Genomic DNA, 18,599 nt, shown 5'->3' on the forward strand with positions numbered 1-18,599 from the left:
CACCAGAGGATTCCTATCGATCGAGCTCGTAGCTTCAAAGAAGACGGCAACTATGCTTGAGTACTACGACAAGATTCTCATCGGTATCGCCGGAAGCGTACTCGGTGGGGTCTTCTTGAGCGTGGTCACGGCACTTACCTTCCAGACTGGCCTATTGCTTGGATCAGTTGTAGCGACGCTGTTTCTCTACGATGCCATGTTCCGACATCCGCCGCTTCCAGCAACCGACCCTCGAGTTGCAGCGATGGCCATTGTTTGGCACGCTGTGCTGATTGTCTTTGCACTCACTACAGTGTGTTAAGTGGGACGGGTTTGCTGCGTGAATAGACCGGGGGTACTGGTGTCCCTACTGTAATTCGATGCTATCGCCTATAGTACCAACTGGAACCATTCACACCTGATCACATAGCAGTCGTTCGATCAGGTATGTATTGACTTGCAGTGGCTACTATAGACCCCGTTGTTTGGATAGGTGTCGAACTGGTGGCGTTGTCAATATTTCATCTCGAGTACCGGTGAGAACTTCAATTGTCAACTACAGCTTTTATCCAATTGTTCCAGTGTGTTTGTTCGTCTAACCCAATATCCCCCCTCCGGTTCAAGCCATCTTAATACTATCACAATTATTTACAGTCATACGACTGTAACCTCACGTGTTCAGGACTGAAGCGCACACAAGTACTGATTTAAGTACATCTAAAAATACATTTTTAATTGGGAAGTAGTGCGTGATGGTCAGGGAGTGGTGTCGTCCTGTTGTTCGGTCGCCCCTCGAAGTTATTGAACAGGGCGTCGGAACAGACGATATGGTGTTTGTCGTCCCCTTTGACAGCTCAGAACTGGCAGAAGCAGCCCTTGTCAGGGCAACTGAGTACGGTGCCTTGCTCAACCAAGACATTGTGGTGGTGACCGTTATTCCGGAACGGAACCGGTACGCACGCGAGAAAGGCTGGATCGGAGAGAACGAGACGGTTGCTGTTGATGTCATTGCAGATCAATTACGCGACCGAGTCAAAACTCTCGCACCAGAAGCGTCGTTCGAATACAAATACATCCGAGAGTTTCCGCCTGAATCCAGACTGGCTGGCCACATCGAGCGACTTATCCTTGAACACGAGCCGAGCGTGGTCTTTCTCGGTAGCGACAACGTCGGTCGTATCGTAACTCCCTTGACGAGTGTTGGCGCTCACGTTGCCGCAGACCACTCCTACGACGTGTTTATCGTCCGGCAACCTACACCACCGTCCATCGATTCCATCGAGGCACACGCAACCTTCTACGGCGAGGACGGTGTGTGACAACCGTCCCACAAACCCGATTCCGAGTGCTGTTATCCGTTCGAATTCGCGCTCAGCAACTGGGTTAACTGCATAGGGGCGGTGGACGGTTACCGACTCAGCAGGACCGGCTGTTCGGCCTGTCGCAGCACCCGGACCGTCGTCCCGCCGAGCAGTTGCTCTGATGGTGTGGCGCGTCCACGAACCCCCATCGCAATCAGGTCTGCACCCACGGTGTTTGCACGTGACGTAATTTCCATCCCCGGAACACCGCGTGTGACAACAGTCGTGACAGGGAGTTGCCTCTCACTGGCAGCAGTCTGGAGTCGTTCAACGAGGTCGTGTCCGCCTTGCCTAGCCAGTTCGTTCATCGGTTGAGACGGGTCTGTGAGTGCAGGATTCGTCTCGTCAATAACGTGGAGAACATCGACCGTACTTCCGACGTTCGCTGCGAGTTCGAGTGCGTGATTGGTCGTCTGAGACGCGCTCTCACTGCCGTCCGTTGCGAGCAGAATACAACGCGGTCCGTCGTCGGGGAGAGATGTATCCGGTGGCACGGCAAGCACCGGTGTCTCCACCGTACTGAGCACACGCTGGATCGTACTCCCCGGACCCGTCTCCGCTGTCAAACCGTGAGTTCCCAGGACGATCAGATCAGCTTCACTCTCGGCAAACGCGACGATTTCCTGATACGGAACACCCTTGCAGATATCCCGTTCGATGGTAAGATCGGCAGCAGCACCGGACTCGGCGACCGATGAGAGTATCTCTCGACCGCGGCGTCTGGCCGCCGATCGGACCGTGCTATCTTCATCTGCGAGCTCGTACTCGACTGGCTCGACGACGAACATCACCTTGATCGTCGCACCAGTTGCTCGTGCAATCGACACGGAACATTCGAACGCGTTGGTCGAAGTGGAACTACCGTCAATGGGGACGAGAATCGTACCGTACATAGGAACGAGTACGACTATGACTGATAAGAACCCACACACTGGTCAGTGAGGAACTAGACGCACATCTAGCCGTAAGGACATCGACATACACATTCACATGGTAGGTTTGATACAAATCTGTCCGCCGACTGCGGTGAATTGGATGCTATAATGGAAACCGGAGTGACGCCCACAGCGAGAAAACCAGTCAACTATTAGTAGAATCTCGAGTAACAAGTTGTTATGAGTCGTCATCGGACCACATGCGCCGGTGTTCGCCGCCGATGAGGTTCTACTATCGATATCTCCAGGTTCTCGCTCGGTTTCTTCCGATCGCGATCGCTCTCCTTAGGGACCGCCGACGATTCCTGCTATTTGGTCCTTCACGATCTGTCCCGGAATCCGTCCACCGTATGCGGGCCGACCGACTCACACAGACAATGCTCGACCTCGGTCCAGCCTTTATCAAAGTCGGACAGGTCCTCTCGACGCGGCCCGACATTGTTCCTCCGACCTACGTTGAATCCCTCTCGAGTTTACAAGACGAGGTCCCAGAAGAAACTGGCGGTGATCCGTTCACTGTCGTCGAAGCAGAACTGGGCGATACCCTTGATCTGGAGACGGTAACGCCGATTGCCGGCGGTTCGCTCGCGTACGTCTATACCGCTGAGTACGGCGGAGAGCAAATTGCGCTGAAGGTCCGTCGCCCGGACCTCGCAGCGATGATTGAACGGGATCTCCGTGTTATCCGCCGACTGATCCCGCTCATTACGTTCTTCGCGGACGACCGTCAACGATATTCACTCGAGAACGCCGCGAACGATTTCGAGGAGATCATCCGCGACGAACTGGATTTCGAGCGCGAAGCAGCGGTGATGGATGAGATTGGCACGAACTTTGCCGCCGACGATCGAGTCGTCATCCCGGAGACGTATCCAGCACTATGTTCAGCGCGAATCGTCGCGATGGAGTACGTCGAGGGAACGAAGATCACGGATTCGAACGCGCTTGAACGTGCAGGCGTCGGTGAAACCGAGATGGCGACGCTGATTACACGCACGTATCTACGGATGGGACTTGTCGACGGGGTGTTCCACGCCGATCCACACCCTGGCAATCTCGCAGTAACGGACACGGGACAGCTCGTCATTTACGATTACGGGATGAGTCAGCGCCTCACCTCACAGGAGCAGGCCGACATTGCTGCGCTCTACCGCACCCTCGTCAGGCGAGACGTTGATGGACTGGTAGATGCTCTCATTGCGCTTGAGGTCCTCGACGCGACGGTCGACCGTGTAGCCGTCCGTCGCGCCCTCGACCTGGTGATCGAAACCCTCGAAGGGCAGTCGGAGATCACTTGGCGCGCGATCATCACCGAACTGTTCACGATGCTTCATGATTTTCCGTTCCGAATCCCGCCAAACGTAATGTTGCTTGTCAGGGTCGGCACCGTCGGCGAAGGCGTCTGTCGGAGCCTTGATCCGAAGTTCGATTTTTTGGCAACGACGCAGTCTTTTCTTATCGACCACGGCTTCATCGAAAGCGAACTTGAGGCGCTGTTCGAGGACATCCGAGACGACGTCCGTCAGTCAGCGCCAATCGTGGCAGGACTGCCAGCCCAAGTCAATACCGTGTTCGGCCAACTCGAGCGCGGCGAACTCGTCGTCAGAACGGAGTCTGTCGAGCCGACCACTATCGACTCAGGGCTCGGCTACGCCGTCCTCTCGAGTGCCTTCGTCCTCGCAGCGGCGCTATTATCCTTTCAAAGTACTCTGGACGCAGCCATCGCGTTTGTAGTCTCTATCGTGTTTCTGCTGATGTATGTACGTGGGTAACAGATCAGCAGTGATGATAAACCAGCTATCCGAAATTCTGATTGACGGTGACTGATCTCCTGTCCGCGTCTCTGTTTCACTATCACAACTGGTGTTGTTTGCTCTCGGTAAAATTCAGCTATAATTGGAATCGTTTGTCCGGTCGGGACAATTGTGCGGCCGTAGCCGTGGTAGTACTCAGCTGTCGGACTGTCGCATTTCGACGCATTTTGGTCGCGGGTTTCGTTCTCATATCGGTCGAATTGGTGCAGTAGGCCAAGTCAATCGGGCCGCGGCGGGCGGCCTACTTAACGAGTCTGTCGACACCTAAGTCGGGTCTGTCTGAATTGGCCGGGACCGTTGAGTCGACCGACGGAATCTCGAATGGGCAGGCTACGTTTGGGCCTTGCGGACCCGGCACTACTCGAGTGGGGAACAGACAACTTGTTCTGCCGAACGCTTCAGGTTGTCACCGATCGATTGATCGACGGCAACACTCACGACCGATTTACAAACTGGAAGACATCAACCAGCGAATCCGAGTGAATCAAACTATGGGATTTCGGGGCGTTCAAGGGCGTCACTGCGGGAATAAGTTGCACTTGTTATAGAGACACCCGATTCAGCAGTCACCGATCGATCCCCGTGGAAAACTAAGCGCGTGAAATAAAGCAAGATGGAACGCGCTGCTGTATGGTGATTCAGCTCGTGATCATACGCAAGCAACTACTTTTCCACCCTGTCGATTGGCGGGTCCTGCCGATTAGCACATTCTTTGCGTGCTTATAATCCGAGAGAAGAGTTCCTGCCGTCAGATCTAGGGACGATCTATCGGTGTCGGTGGGAGGTGGAGTTGCTATTCCGTGAGTTGAAGACGCAGTACGAACTGGACGAGTGGTAGAAACAACGATTGGATTCGACTTTCCGATATCGGTTCGAGAATCCTATCAGGTCCACGATGGACAGGAACCCGGGACGTTCGGACTGTTCGGTGGCTGGCGATTGCTTCAATTGACGGACGTCGTCAGGGAGTGGGAGAACCAACGGGAGAACGAACGCGACTTTGAGTTCGGCCACTATAGTAGCCACTGCAAGTCACTGCACACCTGATCGCACGGCGGCAGCGCGGGTCGGAGCGAGTGAACTGAGCGAGAACCGCGAACGTGCGATCAGTGTGTAACTAGTTGCAGTTGGNCGCACGGCGGCAGCGCGGGTCGGAGCGAGTGAACTGAGCGAGAACCGCGAACGTGCGATCAGTGTGTAACTAGTTGCAGTTGGTACTATCGGATCCGACGACTTCGATTCTGGTCATGGAAAACGGCGGCGACTCCCGTACGTTGAACACGCTCCAGATGGCTTGGAGACGCCCGTCATCGAGTGGTGGCACGAGCAGCCCACCCGTGACGTGAACGCGACCTCCTTCGCAGCGTACCTCGACGCGTTTCTCGATGGACTCGACGCCGGCGAGTATGTCTACCCGAAGACGACGGGGCACTCGTCCAAGAGGACGACCTGTAGTTCTCGGGTTCCAGAGTTTCTCCGCCCGTGGTATGAGCCCGGGACCGTCGAACACAGCTACGTCAGATACCCGATCCAGGTTTTTCGCTGTTCGGGTGACTGCGACTTGTCGTGCTCGTTGTAGACCACAAACAGCCCATCCTGCGTCGATACGAGAACATCTACGGCGGCGTGTCGACCAGTGACGGGATAGCCCTCGGGACTGATAGGAATCCCACCCGATTTGTGGTCTGCAATTCTGAGTGCGGGATCAGTGGTTGGGCCTGGATCACGGACCACGAACCGAAAGTCCATCGGGTCCCCGAACTCTGTGAAACAGGTCAGCCACGGAAGAGAGCAGTTGTCCAGTAGTGTCGTCCCCGATAACAGGTAGCCATCCTCGTTCGTGACTGCATCCTTGCCGAAGTTACTCCAGCCGGGAAGGCCAGGGAATCGTTCGAGGACGATCTCACCGTCGGCGTCGATGACGAGCAATCGGGCGGGATTCCACTCCTGATCTTCCCACGCTTTGCCGGCGATGACGCTGTCCCCGGCTCGATGACCGGGTGCAATACTGTCGAGCGTATCGCTACTGCCAGTCTCAGCATCGTAGTACTGACTCCGTTCCTCAGTCCCGTCGCTGGCGATCCAGACGACGCGTGAGCCACCGACGTACCGCAGTTCGTCCGTCCCGTCCGCGACAAGCGACGTGCAGTCGTTGCCGTAGTAACTCTCGCTCCAGCGTTCCGTCCCGTCCTCAATGTCGACCGCCAGCAGCCAGTCCCTGGTTCCGTAGACCCGTTCCCAGGAATCGGGCGTCCGCTTGGTGTACTTGCCAGTACTGCCACCAGCGACGACGCCGTCCGGTGTCGCGACCACCGTCTCGAAGCTGTCACCGTCGCCGTTCGGATACCCGTGCTCCCAGCGTCGGTCGCCGTCGGTCGTGAACGACGCGATCCAGGCTGGCGTTTCCTCATCCGAACGGCCAGTCTCGGCGGCACTGGTCTTCCCAGCGACGACTGGTCCCGTTGGTGTCACCGTGACCGCCCTCGGGCGTCGCGTGTCACTCCAGGAGAACTCCCAGGTGACGGTACCCACAGTGTCCATCCGCGTGAGGAATCCACCCTGGCCATCGCCACGTCTCGGACCAGTTTCGATCCAGCCAACGACGTAGAGGCCTCCGTCACCCGTCGGAGATCCATCCGTGATGACGCGCTCGCGTTCCCCGCCGAGACGCTGCCACCACTCCTCCGTAACGGTGTGTCTCATCGTTTCCCACTCCGTGGCAATCGGCGCGGTACGCGACTATTCATGTTAAAAAACGGAGGAATGTGGGCATAAGCGTTCGGGTCTTCCGTCGATACTCGGACGCTTAGTACCGATCACTCGACTGACTGGCATCCTAGTCGGGACCCTGAACACCATCGCGGGCCTCACGACAATACTCCTGAATCACGTCGTTGTCTGGATACTTGGTGGTCAACGTTTCGAGGCGTGCAAGTGGATCGATGTTTCCCATCTCGTCTTCGGACTCGTCAGCGTTTGCGGTCGCACTCTCCAGCGCGTCAGCGAATTGCTCCTGAATCTCGTCGGTATTGGGGTACTCGTTGGCCACCGCTTCCAGCCGACAGAGGTACTGTTGCTGGTCGTCCACTTGTCCGGCTTCGCCCAGATACGTCGCGCAGTTGTTGAGCATCTTGGCGAGACGAGGATACAGCCGTTCTTTCTCGGGATACTCGTCAACGAGGTCGTCGAGACGGTCGAGGTAGCTCGGGAGGTCCGCAACCAGCCCGGCTTCGCCTTCGTGGTGCGAGGCGTTGACCAGAGCGCCAGCGAGTCGCCACTGGATATCGTCGACGGATGGGTGTGTCTCGGCGAGCGTTTCGAGGCGGTCGAGGTGCTGGTGGAGCGAGTCGAACTGCCCGGACCGTCCGTCGTCGATGACGGCGTTTCCGAGAGCCTGCGCGAATCGGTCGTGAACCCCCTCATTCTCGGTATGGGTCCTAGAGAGCGCTTCGAGACGGTCGATATACTCCCGTTGGTCCGGGAATCGTTCCGCCTCACCCTCGTAGTAGCTGGCATACCACAGCGCGGTAGCGAACTGGCGTTGAATTTCCTCGTCCTCGGCGTGTTGGTCGGCCAGGCGTTCTACTCGATCGAGCCGGGATGAGAGGGCCTCGAATCGGCCAGCTTCTCCCAGATTCCGTATGGCAACCCTGAGTGCCTTCCCGAGGCAGCGGTTGATTTCGGAGTGTTCCTGGAACTCGGTAACCAGCTCGTCGAGTCGGTCGAGACGCTGGAACGCGACCTCGAACTGGCCAGCTTTGCTTGGATACGAGACGCCATTGACGAGCCCCTTGCCGAGTTGCAGGTGGATCTCGGCGTCTCCGGGATAGGCCGCGGCGATTTCTTCAAGGCGGGCCACGTACGCATCGACCGTTTCGAACCGCTCGGCTCGCCCTAGGTACTTGGTGGCGTTGACGTAGGCTTTGCCAAGTTCACAGTGAACCTCGTCGCTGTCTGAATCGACGGCGAGGGCTTCGAGACGGTTGAGCCACTCTGGAAACGTGTCGAGTCGCCCCGCTTCCAGACGAGTCTTCGCACAGGCATGGAGAGCTTTTGCGAGTTCGACCTGAACCGCACCGGTGTCGGAATAGTCGTCGGCCACCGCTTTGAGGTGGTTGAGATGCTGTCGTTGCCGGTCGAACTGCCCGGCTTCCCCAAGGTATTTAACAGCAGTGCGAAGCGCCCTGGCGAGGTTGAAGTGGCCGTCGTCGGTGTTGGGGTACGTCGCAGTCAGCGTTTCGAGGTGATCGAGCCACGTCCGGACGTCGGCGAACTGCTCGCCTCGACACGAGTGAATCGTGGCAGTGTAGAGGGTGAGCGCAAGTTTCGCTCGAATCACTGAATCGTCGCGTTCGTCGGCCAACGCTTCGAGCCGTTCGAGGTGGCGGCGTTGGGCTTCGAATTCCGCCGCCTCGCCCGCCGCATGCGTGGCATTGAACAGCCCTTTGGCGAGTCGGCGGTACAGCTCGGCGTCCCCGTGGTCCTCAGCCAGTTGCGCCAACCCTTCGAGGTGGCGACATTGATCGTCAAGCCGGCCGGCCATCCCTTCGGCGTATGTGGCGTTGACGAGCGCTTCGGAGAACTCTAGATCGATTGCCGTCTCGTCGGCAGCCTCCATGCTGAGCTGTGCGAGCCGGTCGAGGTGATGGTGAAGGACACCGAACTGTTCGTCTCTCCCCCGGAATCGCGCATCAGCGGTGAGCGCCCTGGCCAACAGTGGATACAATCCGTGGGTATCTGGGCGATCATGGACCAGCCGTTCGAGGCGGTCGACGTGGGTCTGACTGCGGTCGAGGTGGCCGGACTTGGCCTCGTGTTCCACGGCGGTGAGGAGCGCATTGGCGAAGGTGCGTTGCACGGCGACATACTCGGGATTGCGTTCGGCAACGGTTTCGAGTTGATCGATACGGGCCCGGAAGCTGTCAAGCATGCCGGCTCGCCCCTCGTGATGGATGGTTGCGAGGATCGCCTTGGCGAGTTGGGTCTGGAGCCTGTCAAGCTCCGGGTAGCTCGCGGCGAGGGAATCGAGCCGCTCCAGTTGTGCCTGGCCGTCCTCGAGGCGACCAGCAGCCAAATCGGCTGACACAGCCTGTTTGAGCGCCTTCGCGAAAGTGACTTGTATTCCGATCGGAGGGACGGGTATATAAACCGGGTTGTTGGTTGTAGCGAGCGTTTCGAGACGGTCGAGTCGTGCTTGACGGTCCTCGAATCGCTGTGCGATCCCGTCGCGATGACTCGTGGTTTGCAATGCGCTAGCGAGTTGCTGTTGAATCCCGTCGTTTCCAGGGTGGGTTTCGGCGAGGGTTTCGAGCCGGTCGAGATGGCGCTCATGATCCCAGAAGCGTCGGGTCTCGATTTCGTACTCCACCACGGTACACAGCGCCCTGGCGAGTTGGTACTGCACGTCCTCGGCCGAGGACTCATCGGCCACGGTCTCGATCCGCTCGAGCGTCTGCAGGAGATCTTCGGCACGACCAGCCGCCTGGAGGGCGACGGTTGCATTGGCGAGCGCCCGCGAACAGCGAAACTGGACGTGCGGGTCGTTCCTGAACGCTGCGGCCAGTTCAGCGAGACGCGCTTCCCACCGGACAAGGTCCTGTACCCGACCGACCTCACCGGCGTGATACATCGCCAGCGAGAGTGCCGACGCGAATTCTCGCCGCACGTCCTCGTGTCCGGGGTAGTCCGCTAGCAGGACCTCGAACCGGTCGAGACTGGGCTGGAGTGTCTCGAGGTCATCCGCTTTACACGCGTCCCTGACAGCGAAGCGAAGCTCCCTGGCCAGCGCAGCCTGCTCGTCTTCGGGTGCAGTGTCCTCGCTCGACCGCTCCGACCTACCGTCGTTCATTGGGAACGCTACTATCCTGTCGGTGATAAATAATATCATCCCGCTCCCGCCGGGAGTGCGGCGTGACTCGGTTGGCGACCCCGTCGTTACTCGGTGATCAAATTCGCGTCGGTCCGTGCTCCCAGGCTCAGTTCGACAGCCCGCTCGGCCTGCAACGCCGTCGTGTCGAATATCGGCACGTCCGGTCGGTCGTCCTGTTCGACGAACAGTTCACTCTCCATGCAGGCGAGGACGAGTCCGTCTCCCCCCGCACTACACAGTTCGTCGATCACCGCCAGATGCGTGTCTCGAGACTCCGCTCGAACGACGCCGTTCGTCAATTCCTCGAAGATGATGCCAGCCGCCGAGATTGCATCGGCAGCAACGTCGACGATGTGGACGAACGGAACTGTCAGGGCCGCCCGAATCATCGGGGCGACTTTGTGTATCGTATTCGTCGCCATGACGACGAAGTCCGCACCAGCGGCCTCCAGTTGCGTGGCCGCCCGCGCCAGATACTCACCAGCCGCGTGGCCGCCACGGGCGTCGCTGATACTGTCGTCGATGAGCCGATAGTATTCGCTCGTCGATTGGCTACTCATTCCACCGAGAACACCGACGATTTGGATCTCACTCATCGAATCACGATTTCCCGTGGACACATACTCGAGAAGAGTGATCGGCGCATGTCTACAGCGGCGACGAGGAGTTGGTGTTGGTGGGTCCACAGTCCCAGGCGGCGCTCGCGGCCCTCGTCGTGGACTGCGGTCAGTTGGCGGGCGGTCGGACCGATTGTAAATCCTTTTACTCACCGGGTTTCGTATCGAAGTCCAGAACCGATGGTGTCTGACGTTCGGACAGGGTCGTCGACGGAGTCGGTTTTCGTGAACACATGGATACCACTATTCGAGAAGTTTCGCCTGACGAACTGTGCGATGGGGTCAAGCCGGGGAAGGTGACCCTCGTCCTGGGTGCGCCCAGCGTCGGAAAGTCACACCACCTCCGGACGCTCGGGCCGTCCGTCGAGCGGTTGGCAGAAATGACAGCCGTGGATGACGACGAACTCGTAGTCGTCGACGACTTCGTGTCGGTACTGGTCGACCGCGACCACGAGGACTGGGCGACCGACGGGGAGCCCTCCGGAATGAGCACCCTATTCGCACGTCCCGGTGGTGGGGTGCTCGTGACACGGCCATGGAGCCTCGACTGGCTGTACCAGCGCGGTCACCCCGTGTCCAGTGATCTCCTCGCGCGGGTCGATTCCGTGTTCGTGGTTCGAACGCCGCCCACGGACTACGGCGAGTCCTTCCACGAGATTCGCGAAACCATCTACGCGCGGAATACGGCCGGACCGGGGTATGAGGAAAACTCGTCCCTCATCGAACGCGTTACCGTCCCCAGCTACGACTTCAAGAGCGAGCGACTCCAGGAACAGATCGGAACCGTCGATGAGAGCGTCACGCCCGCAGCCTTCCTCTCGCTCTCGAAGCACGGGTCCGAAACGGTTCTGTTCGAACCTGACGTCAGGGCTGTAGTCGAGGAGTCCGACGCCTCGGTCGAGCCACTCGGAGAGGCAGCCCGAGACCTCGCCTCGGACCTCTGCCCGCGAGATGGGGGCGTCGGTCGACAGCGGCGTGTGGACTCGCCGGCTGTCCGCACCGCGATCCTGCTCGTCGCGAGTTCGGTGGGGGAAGAGGACACGGCGTGGCTCGAACCGTTCGTCCGACATCGGCCGCTGGCCGGGGCCGCCCAAGCGCTCGAAATCGCCTTCGACCTCCCACCGGGGACGATCGAACAGCTTCGGGTGTTCGCATCCGAGTCGATGCGGGCGAAAATCGGCGAGCGACTCGACGCTCAATCCGAACCCGAATTAGCCCTCGCCCAGGCGCGCGAGTCGTTCGCGGATGTCAAATCCGCCATGCAAACGGTCGCACCGTCGCTCGACGACGTTTCGATGGGGCCCGATAAATACGGATCGTCGCCGCTCGTCGGTGCCTGGCACTGGGACGGACCCAAAGAGTTAGACGCGACTGCAACAGAGCGGGAGTTCGCCGATGCAGCCGACAAACGGGCAGGACCAGACGTCGACGAGATCGTCGACGCGCTGGATGACGGGGTCGTCGTCCTCTCTGGACCGGCTGCGAGCGGGAAGCGAGGGCTCGCAGCGCGCGTCGCCACGGAACTCACGACGTGGGGGGCGACAGTCAAACTCCCTGATCTTCGCCAGCCCGACCACATCAGGGCAGGTATCGACGCCACGCCGAACGCGGTCGTGGTCGCAGCCTACGGTGCCGAGCCGGCACGGATTATGAGCGACGCCGGTGTTCGGGCGCTGGTCGACTGGGTCGCGGACAGGGTCTGTTCGGGCGCAGTACTCATCTGTGACGACGAGCACCGCGAACAACTCGACGCCATCGCCGACCGGGCTGGCTGTGCCGACGTCGCCGCCTGGCGCGACCGCACCGAGTTCAGCCTGGGTGACGCCGATGTCGCGCCCGATCGGACGCCCCGGGCGGTCGCAGAAGACCTGCTGGACGCGATGGGCTGGCCGGACGTCCGATCACCGACCCGTCGGACGCTCGACGTGGATCCGATTACGGACCAGAGTACCCTGGCAGCGATCGCAGGCATCCCCGACGCCGACCTCGACGCGGCGTTCGTGGGCCAGTTGGTCGGCGAGGCCATCGATATCGTCGCGCAGACTGCGCGACCAAGTGCCACCAGGCAGTGGCTGACCCTGGTCGAGGACCTCGTCGCGGGCGTCGCGCAGAATCGTGGCACCGCCGACGAGGCCATCAGATACCGGGGATCTGTTTCCGGGATTGCGATGGCGACTGTGGCGAGCGAGCGCCCGACGGCCGACGAGTGGGTTGAGACGCTCGCGGTCCGTGCACTGACGCTCACGAACGAGACCGCGACCCCACACGGACGGGAGTCGGTCGGTGGCGACGTCGAACCATTCGTGACCGCTTTCGCGACGGCGCTGGCGAGGCTCGCAAGGTCAGCGGGCGGCGCGGACCTGAACCAGGGGGCGCTCGCGACCGTCGGCCAGTTACTCCACGAAGTCGTCGATTCGGAGACAATCGCCGGGAAAACGGGACTGACGCTGCTCTGTCGTATCTACGGCATCACAGTCGGGCGACTCGTCGAGAGTACCGACAACTCGGCGGCCGAGGAGGTGCTCGCACCGATGTGTAACCTCGTCGAGCAGGCCGCAGCGACCCACGGCGACGAGTTGGTTGCCTTCGTCCTCGGGAACAGTTTCGCGTCCATGTTCGGGGCCGTGGCTGGCGCGGCGTGTCCACCCGAGAACCTGTCCACCTGGGTGGACGCGCTCGGCTCCCGAGTCAGGGGATCACTCGGATCGGTGGGCAGTCTGGCTAACCAAGAAGAGTTGGTAGAGTACGCCTACGCCGGCGCGATAGGGTTCTGCTGGTTCGAGTTCGAGTGTCCCGCGGACCGAACCGAGTCCTGGCTGGCGGCGCTCGGGGCAGACATCTGCCGAACTGCGACAGCCACCGATCTCGACGACACGGCGGCGTTCATCGTTGCTGTCTACGGGCATGGAATCCGAAACGCCGTCGGATATCGGGACTTCGACCGTGCGGACCTGTTGTTCGAGGCGTGCGACCGACTCGTCGAGACCATCGTGGCGTCGGGTATCGGCGACGAGGAGTGGGCGTATCGTGCAGCTCTCCACGCCGGAGCACTCGCGGCGTTCGCTGGCATCGAGTACAAAGACCCCGTCGGGGTCAAGGACGGCCCATACAACAACGCGCTGCCGTTCCCCGGTTCGAACGGGTTCGATGACTGGATCGTCCTGTACGACGGGTCCGTAAGACAGGCGGCAGTGGCCGACGGCCCTCATCGAGGTCGAGCGCAATACCTGACGGCGGTCTACAGCGGGGCGCTGTCGACCCACGTCCGCGGATTCGACGACGAGTCGGTGGCTGGGATCTCGCCACGCAGGGGGCGCGTCTGGTTTGAGACCCTCACCGACTGCATCGAGACAGTCGCCGGCACGGCCGAACTGGTCGACGATCCAGTGGCGTTCCTGCGTGGCGTGTACGGTGATGCAGCAGCGAACTGGGCAGCCAACGGGGAGGCGGCGCTTGCTGGGGAGTGGCTCCCCTCGCTCGGCAGTTCCCTTCGCAAGTGTCGCTGGGAGATCGACGGTCCGAGCAAGGTGGAGTGGTTCGACGCGTTCGCGGAGGCGGACGCGGCGATCCTCCTGGCAGTGCTGACGCGGACCGACGTCGGCGAGCGAACGCACGACCGGCTCGTGCAGGTGGTGCTCACCCAGATCGAGGATGCTGCGACGGCAGCGGACAACCCACCGCATCCCGTCAACTACGTCGCCTCGGTCTACGGCACCGCACTAGCACTCGCAATCGAGTCTGACCCCGCGAAAGTTCAACTCGGCGTCACGGAAGTCGTTGCGGCCGTCGAGGACCTGTCCTTCGAGTGGGTCGGCATCGAACGGGCTGAGGTTTTCGAGCGAATCTATGCCGAGGCGCTCGCACTCGGACACGACCACCCCAATACCGAGGAGTGGCTGGACATCCTCACCGAACGCATGGAGACGACTGCGACCAGGGAGTGTCCCGAGGACCCCACTACGTTCGTCGGTGATGTCTACACTCGCGCGTACGTCGAAGGGGTCACCGACGGGGTCGATGCGTGGCGTCGCCGCCTCGATTCGGAACTCCGGGCGTTCGTCGCAGGGAGCAACGTCGACGACCCGGCGGCGTTCTTGGAGGGGGTGTACGCCGACATCGTCGTCGCAGGAACGACGCAGGGTCAACCATCCGCCGAGGTCGAGGCGTGTGTCGAGGCTGTCCGTCAGTCCGTCCAGACGGCGAGCGAGGCGGGCGTCCTCGGAACCGACGACGCAGTGGTTCGAACCTTCTCGCGGGCCGTCGACATGCTTCCGACGGGGAATCCCCGAGCCCAGGCAGACCACACCTACCTGCTCGGTCAGGCACTCCGCACAGCGGGCGGCGAGGACCTCGAATCTGCCGTCTTCAAAGCTAACGGTGAGAGTGACCCCGATTCGAGCACGGACGGTCGAGCCGACCGCTGATCATTCCCATGACAACCTACTACGTCATTTCGAGTCCGGATCACGACGCCAACAGGCCCCACAGTCGCGACTGGCCGAAAGTACTCAGACTCTCCTTCGAAGATTGTGAGATTCGGCTCTACCAGGGCAAGGGCCACGGTCTCGGCGGCACGTCCTACGACTTCGATGAGTTCCAGGTCGAGGAGTGGACCGAGTTCGTCGACGCCTGTGCCGGCGACTGGCTGCTCGAAGAACTGTCGAGATACGAGTCGCTGACTACGATTGAAGAAACGGACTTCGTTCGGACACTGAACAGGCACGTTCCGCTCGAAACGGAAGAACACTGACGGACGGGTCGGCACTGTTATGTCTCACGGTCGTCCTCCTTGGCCAGCCAGACCGTGGGCGTGACCTGTCTGTCCTCGTAAACCGAGGGATCCGCACGGAACGTCTCGACGAGATCCTCCGCTGAGGAGTCGCCGTCTTCGATCGCGGTGACCTCCACCAGCGTCAATCGCACAGATACATCGCGCTCTATCGGTCCGCCGAGGAGAAAGGTGAGAATCCACTCCCCATCGCGGTCCAGCAGAATATAGGAGTACGGCTTCCTCTCGAGTACTCGCATTGGTCCATCGAGGGACGACATCCGCAAAATCGTTCCGACAGCGGCATTGTTGCGAGACTGTCCGAACCTCGTGGGCGACCAGTTACTCGTCGATCTCGGACTCGACGTACGCCCATGCTCCTCAGGGTCGTGATCAATAATCGTGGGGTGCAGAGCCTGTCCGAACAACCTGGGGCAACGACTCATATATCTAAGCTGCGTCAGAGATGTATCGGTACAACTTACTAGCGTGAACCCGCTTCCGTAGGTGTATCACAGCCGTGAGATATAATTTTATTGAGTGCGATCAGGATCGACAGCACCTCTTTCCGAAGTCGATCAAGGACTGGATCAACGAGGATAGTCTGGAACGATTCGCTCCAGACATCCCAGAGGAAGCCGAGCCGTTTTGCCGGCGTTACAGGCGTCGCTGGCAGGTCGAAAACGAATATAAATCGCTCAAGAACGATTCCTTGCGAAGACCTCCTCGAAGGACTACAGAGTGAGGCTGTTCTACTTCGTGTTTGCGGTGTTACTCTACAATATCTGTCGGCTCACAGATTTCCTGCCGAAAGCAGTGTAGACGGAGACATGGACTACGCGCCGGACCTAACCCTGGTGAGTGCGTCGAGATAGTCGTTTCGGCACTGATTCCACCTGACTGACCGATTGCTCCCCTACTGGGTTCGCCGCTTAGGAGTAGTAACGCTGTTCAGCAACGCCAAAATCCACGAGGTTCTGTATATTCTCTTGGCAGATCGAATCAAGGGAGTTCAAAATCGGTTCACGACCGCCAAATAAAACCACGAACTGACGGTGATTCAACCTAGAACTGGTCTATTCTCTGAGACTGTGAGAAACACATCCGGACATATTCGATATATCGACATACGATTCATGTTGTAGTAGACCTTATCGGAAGCGAGATTGCTTATTTTGGTTGTCCACTCTGCGACAACCGACTAAGCAGTAGTTTTATACAACTGTCACATAAACTGAGGCGTACGAAAATGGCCGGCTTCAAATCACCCCTCTACTCCGGAACAGGGCTGTCTCACCAGAAATCACGGAAATCGTGACTCCGCATGAGCAGCGAACACTACAACTGGTCGAGACAGTCTCTCGACGACCTGCAGGAGACCTGGCATAGCGAGATCGAGCCCACACTCCGGCGAAACGGCGTCGATCTTACGACGCGACCAACGTACCAGGACGTGGCTGACGCCGGCTACTCTGGAATTGCCTATGCACTGCGTGAACACCACGACCAGACGCTCTCGGAATTTTTGGCTACTGTGGGCTACGAGGACACGAACACAGAGACGAACACGAGCAGCAGTGCGTCGTACCAGTGGGCTATCGACGACGAATCCACGATCACTGAACTCGAGTCCTACTTGCGAACGCTCGATCGTCGTCGGCAACTCGCCGAGACAACGGTACGGACGAAACAGTCGCGCTTGGCGACCTATTCCCGGCTATACCGAGATTTACACGGGCAAGCGAACCTCGTCGAGCGCGTCGCTGATCCCGGCACGGAGAGCGACGAGATTCGCCGCGCACTCGCGGTGTTCGACGAACTGAACGCCGAACTCAGTACTGACGCGTCGAAACTGCGCTATCACAGCGACGTATCTCAGTTCTACGAGCACCTCGAACGGCGGGCGAAGGCGTCGTTCAACCCCGTCAAATCGATCGACGAGGAGTACAACTGGTCGCGAGCCGAACCCGACAACGCAGCGCTCTCACCGGAACAGGTGCGGGAGATATACGCCGCTGCGGACTCCCGAGACGACGGACTACTCGTCCTCGCGCTCTGTGCGTGGGGGCTGCGCCGAAACGAGGTCGCGAGCCTGCACGTCTCACAGCTCGAACTCGAGTCCGACGAGCCACACATTGCGTTCGAGGAACGAAAGAACGGGCCGGGAACGGTGGCGTTGATCTATGGCGTACCGGAACTGGCCAACCGAGTCGACAAACTTGGAGCACAGAACCGTGACTGGTCGGGCTATCTGTTCCCTTCGCCGAACGCGAATCGTGCATATATCACCGGTGAAACCGTCCAAGCGCGATTTCAGCGCCTCGCAGATCGAGCTGACGTGCGCGTCCGTAGTGAGCAACCGACATCGAAGATGGGCCGACGATTCTGGTATACAACGTATAACGAAGCGATGAGTGACCTCCTCGAAAACCTGGACGTCATCGCGGCCGACCAGGGCAGTGCCGATGCGTCTGTCGTGCTGAAGAACTATCTCTCAGAGGCCGAGCGGCGGGAGTACCGCCGTGATTTCATGCGCGAGCGACTCGCAGCGGTGTTTGCGGATGCATAATTCTAGCGCTGTGTCTGGTGAGATATGTTGTGGGGCTTGTGGAGCGGACTTGAGTCCCTTTTAGAATTGGAAATTGCAGGGGCTTCTTTTATAGACTGTTTTGCCTGTCTGAAGGGAGTGTTGCGTTGAGATGGGCGATGCGTCGAGCAGGATTATTGCCCCAATAAATCCCATAGCGCAATATCTTCTGAACCGTGTGATGCTGGGAAGATGGTTCGGCACTGCTTGGTGTAGCACCTCGTCAGATGGGATTTGTCTATCGAGTGATTAATGGGGTCTCTGGTGGTTGGAGTAATGTATGAACTGTTCAATTCATTTGCGTGCGCTCGCCCAACTGTCAACCCATGAGTTACGGAAACGGTCAACCCGAATTTTGAAGGTGTAAACACGTTTCGATGAGATTTTCAGTCGGTATAATCCATCTGACCGTTCAGCCCTAATCGAGCAATGGCAGTCCGATAGCCAAACTGATCGGCGAGAAACACCGCCTCTGAGAGATCGTGTTTTCCGCGGAGTTCATGCAGGAACACAGCTGCCGGATCGATGCCGTAGCGTCCGAACAACTGGGCGTCGAGAATCCACTTTGTGTCGGGGTCTATTGTAGAATACAACCAAGACCGTTCTCCGTTGATTTTGACAGCAGTCTCGTCACCTAATCGAATGTCGGTGATAGGGTACGTGAGACGG

Annotated in this window: 12 protein-coding genes and 4 pseudogenes; 9 read left to right on the plus strand and 7 right to left on the minus strand. The window is 59.3% G+C overall.

Translation table 11 applies throughout. From position 1 onward, the window contains the following. Window positions 1-52 precede the first annotated feature (52 nt). Together C482_RS02665 and C482_RS02670 are read left to right on the plus strand one after the other, a co-directional pair. Window positions 53-301: a hypothetical protein gene (locus C482_RS02665; RefSeq protein WP_006165861.1), complete on the plus strand. Its 249-nt coding sequence runs from the start codon at window positions 53-55 to the stop codon at window positions 299-301. Between the two features lie 505 nt (window positions 302-806). Beyond that, on the plus strand, window positions 807-1,298 hold the full coding sequence (locus tag C482_RS02670; protein WP_006165863.1) for an adenine nucleotide alpha hydrolase family protein: 492 nt from the start codon (window positions 807-809) through the stop codon (window positions 1,296-1,298). 89 nt (window positions 1,299-1,387) lie between these two features. Here the strand turns inward: C482_RS02670 and C482_RS02675 are convergent, their stop codons facing one another. Continuing rightward, on the minus strand, window positions 1,388-2,233 hold the full coding sequence (locus C482_RS02675; protein WP_006165868.1) for a universal stress protein: 846 nt from the start codon (window positions 2,231-2,233) through the stop codon (window positions 1,388-1,390). 263 nt (window positions 2,234-2,496) lie between these two features. Here C482_RS02675 and C482_RS02680 point away from each other — a divergent pair, with 263 nt between their 5' ends. Beyond that, a complete protein-coding gene (locus C482_RS02680) occupies window positions 2,497-4,047 on the plus strand; it encodes an ABC1 kinase family protein (protein ID WP_049896414.1) in 1,551 nt (516 codons plus the stop codon). A gap of 89 nt (window positions 4,048-4,136) precedes the next feature. Here C482_RS02680 and C482_RS22185 read toward each other — a convergent pair. After that, window positions 4,137-4,330 (minus strand): annotated as a pseudogene (locus C482_RS22185) (IS5/IS1182 family transposase); the annotation flags it as partial. Window positions 4,331-4,816: 486 nt separating this feature from the next. Here C482_RS22185 and C482_RS20200 point away from each other — a divergent pair. Together C482_RS20200 and C482_RS02685 are read left to right on the plus strand one after the other, a co-directional pair. Beyond that, window positions 4,817-4,924: pseudogene (locus C482_RS20200) on the plus strand (transposase); the annotation flags it as partial. Further along, on the plus strand, window positions 4,921-5,136 hold the full coding sequence (locus tag C482_RS02685; RefSeq protein ID WP_006165871.1) for an SMI1/KNR4 family protein: 216 nt from the start codon (window positions 4,921-4,923) through the stop codon (window positions 5,134-5,136). The pseudogene C482_RS20200 and the gene C482_RS02685, both read left to right, overlap by 4 nt. 465 nt (window positions 5,137-5,601) lie before the next feature. Here C482_RS02685 and C482_RS02695 read toward each other — a convergent pair whose 3' ends face one another. The 3 genes from C482_RS02695 to C482_RS02705 all read right to left on the minus strand — a co-directional run bounded on the left by C482_RS02695 (window position 5,602) and on the right by C482_RS02705 (window position 10,554). Then, entirely contained in the window at window positions 5,602-6,792 is a 1,191-nt protein-coding gene (locus C482_RS02695; protein ID WP_006165874.1) for a hypothetical protein, read from the minus strand. Window positions 6,793-6,925: 133 nt separating this feature from the next. Next, complete coding sequence (locus C482_RS02700) at window positions 6,926-9,937, minus strand: hypothetical protein (RefSeq protein WP_049896415.1); 3,012 nt, start codon at window positions 9,935-9,937, stop codon at window positions 6,926-6,928. Between the two features lie 86 nt (window positions 9,938-10,023). Next, window positions 10,024-10,554, minus strand: a complete 531-nt coding sequence (locus tag C482_RS02705) for an aspartate/glutamate racemase family protein (protein ID WP_006165876.1) — start codon at window positions 10,552-10,554, stop codon at window positions 10,024-10,026. A gap of 254 nt (window positions 10,555-10,808) precedes the next feature. On the opposite strand from C482_RS02705, the gene C482_RS02710 reads away from it, so the two are divergent. Further along, window positions 10,809-14,999: a hypothetical protein gene (locus C482_RS02710; protein WP_006165877.1), complete on the plus strand. Its 4,191-nt coding sequence runs from the start codon at window positions 10,809-10,811 to the stop codon at window positions 14,997-14,999. 8 nt (window positions 15,000-15,007) lie between these two features. Then, complete coding sequence (locus C482_RS02715) at window positions 15,008-15,325, plus strand: hypothetical protein (RefSeq protein ID WP_006165878.1); 318 nt, start codon at window positions 15,008-15,010, stop codon at window positions 15,323-15,325. A 17-nt stretch (window positions 15,326-15,342) separates the two neighbouring features. On the opposite strand, the gene C482_RS02720 is transcribed toward C482_RS02715, so the two are convergent. Continuing rightward, window positions 15,343-15,603, minus strand: coding sequence for a hypothetical protein (locus C482_RS02720; RefSeq protein ID WP_049896416.1), 261 nt, complete (start codon window positions 15,601-15,603; stop codon window positions 15,343-15,345). Window positions 15,604-15,971: 368 nt separating this feature from the next. Here C482_RS02720 and C482_RS22190 point away from each other — a divergent pair. Both C482_RS22190 and C482_RS02725 read left to right on the plus strand, forming a co-directional pair. After that, window positions 15,972-16,247: pseudogene (locus C482_RS22190) on the plus strand (transposase); the annotation flags it as partial. A gap of 420 nt (window positions 16,248-16,667) precedes the next feature. Next, on the plus strand, window positions 16,668-17,912 hold the full coding sequence (locus tag C482_RS02725) for a tyrosine-type recombinase/integrase (RefSeq protein ID WP_006165880.1): 1,245 nt from the start codon (window positions 16,668-16,670) through the stop codon (window positions 17,910-17,912). Window positions 17,913-18,179: 267 nt separating this feature from the next. On the opposite strand, the pseudogene C482_RS02730 reads toward C482_RS02725, so the two are convergent. Further along, window positions 18,180-18,562 (minus strand): annotated as a pseudogene (locus C482_RS02730) (IS6 family transposase); the annotation flags it as partial. Between the last annotated feature and the right edge of the window lie 37 nt (window positions 18,563-18,599).

The organism is Natrialba chahannaoensis JCM 10990, assembly GCF_000337135.1.
Classification (GTDB): Archaea; Halobacteriota; Halobacteria; order Halobacteriales; family Natrialbaceae; genus Natrialba; species Natrialba chahannaoensis.

Coding starts and splice junctions, on each gene's coding strand:
- C482_RS02725 (WP_006165880.1), top strand. CDS start 16,668: ATGAGCAGCGAACACTACAACTGGTCGAGACAGTCTCTCGACGACCTG.
- C482_RS02665 (WP_006165861.1), top strand. CDS start 53: ATGCTTGAGTACTACGACAAGATTCTCATCGGTATCGCCGGAAGCGTA.
- C482_RS02705 (WP_006165876.1), bottom strand. CDS start 10,554: ATGAGTGAGATCCAAATCGTCGGTGTTCTCGGTGGAATGAGTAGCCAA.
- C482_RS02720 (WP_049896416.1), bottom strand. CDS start 15,603: ATGCGAGTACTCGAGAGGAAGCCGTACTCCTATATTCTGCTGGACCGC.
- C482_RS02675 (WP_006165868.1), bottom strand. CDS start 2,233: ATGTACGGTACGATTCTCGTCCCCATTGACGGTAGTTCCACTTCGACC.
- C482_RS02695 (WP_006165874.1), bottom strand. CDS start 6,792: ATGAGACACACCGTTACGGAGGAGTGGTGGCAGCGTCTCGGCGGGGAA.
- C482_RS02700 (WP_049896415.1), bottom strand. CDS start 9,937: ATGAACGACGGTAGGTCGGAGCGGTCGAGCGAGGACACTGCACCCGAA.
- C482_RS02715 (WP_006165878.1), top strand. CDS start 15,008: ATGACAACCTACTACGTCATTTCGAGTCCGGATCACGACGCCAACAGG.
- C482_RS02710 (WP_006165877.1), top strand. CDS start 10,809: ATGGATACCACTATTCGAGAAGTTTCGCCTGACGAACTGTGCGATGGG.
- C482_RS02680 (WP_049896414.1), top strand. CDS start 2,497: ATGAGGTTCTACTATCGATATCTCCAGGTTCTCGCTCGGTTTCTTCCG.
- C482_RS02670 (WP_006165863.1), top strand. CDS start 807: ATGGTGTTTGTCGTCCCCTTTGACAGCTCAGAACTGGCAGAAGCAGCC.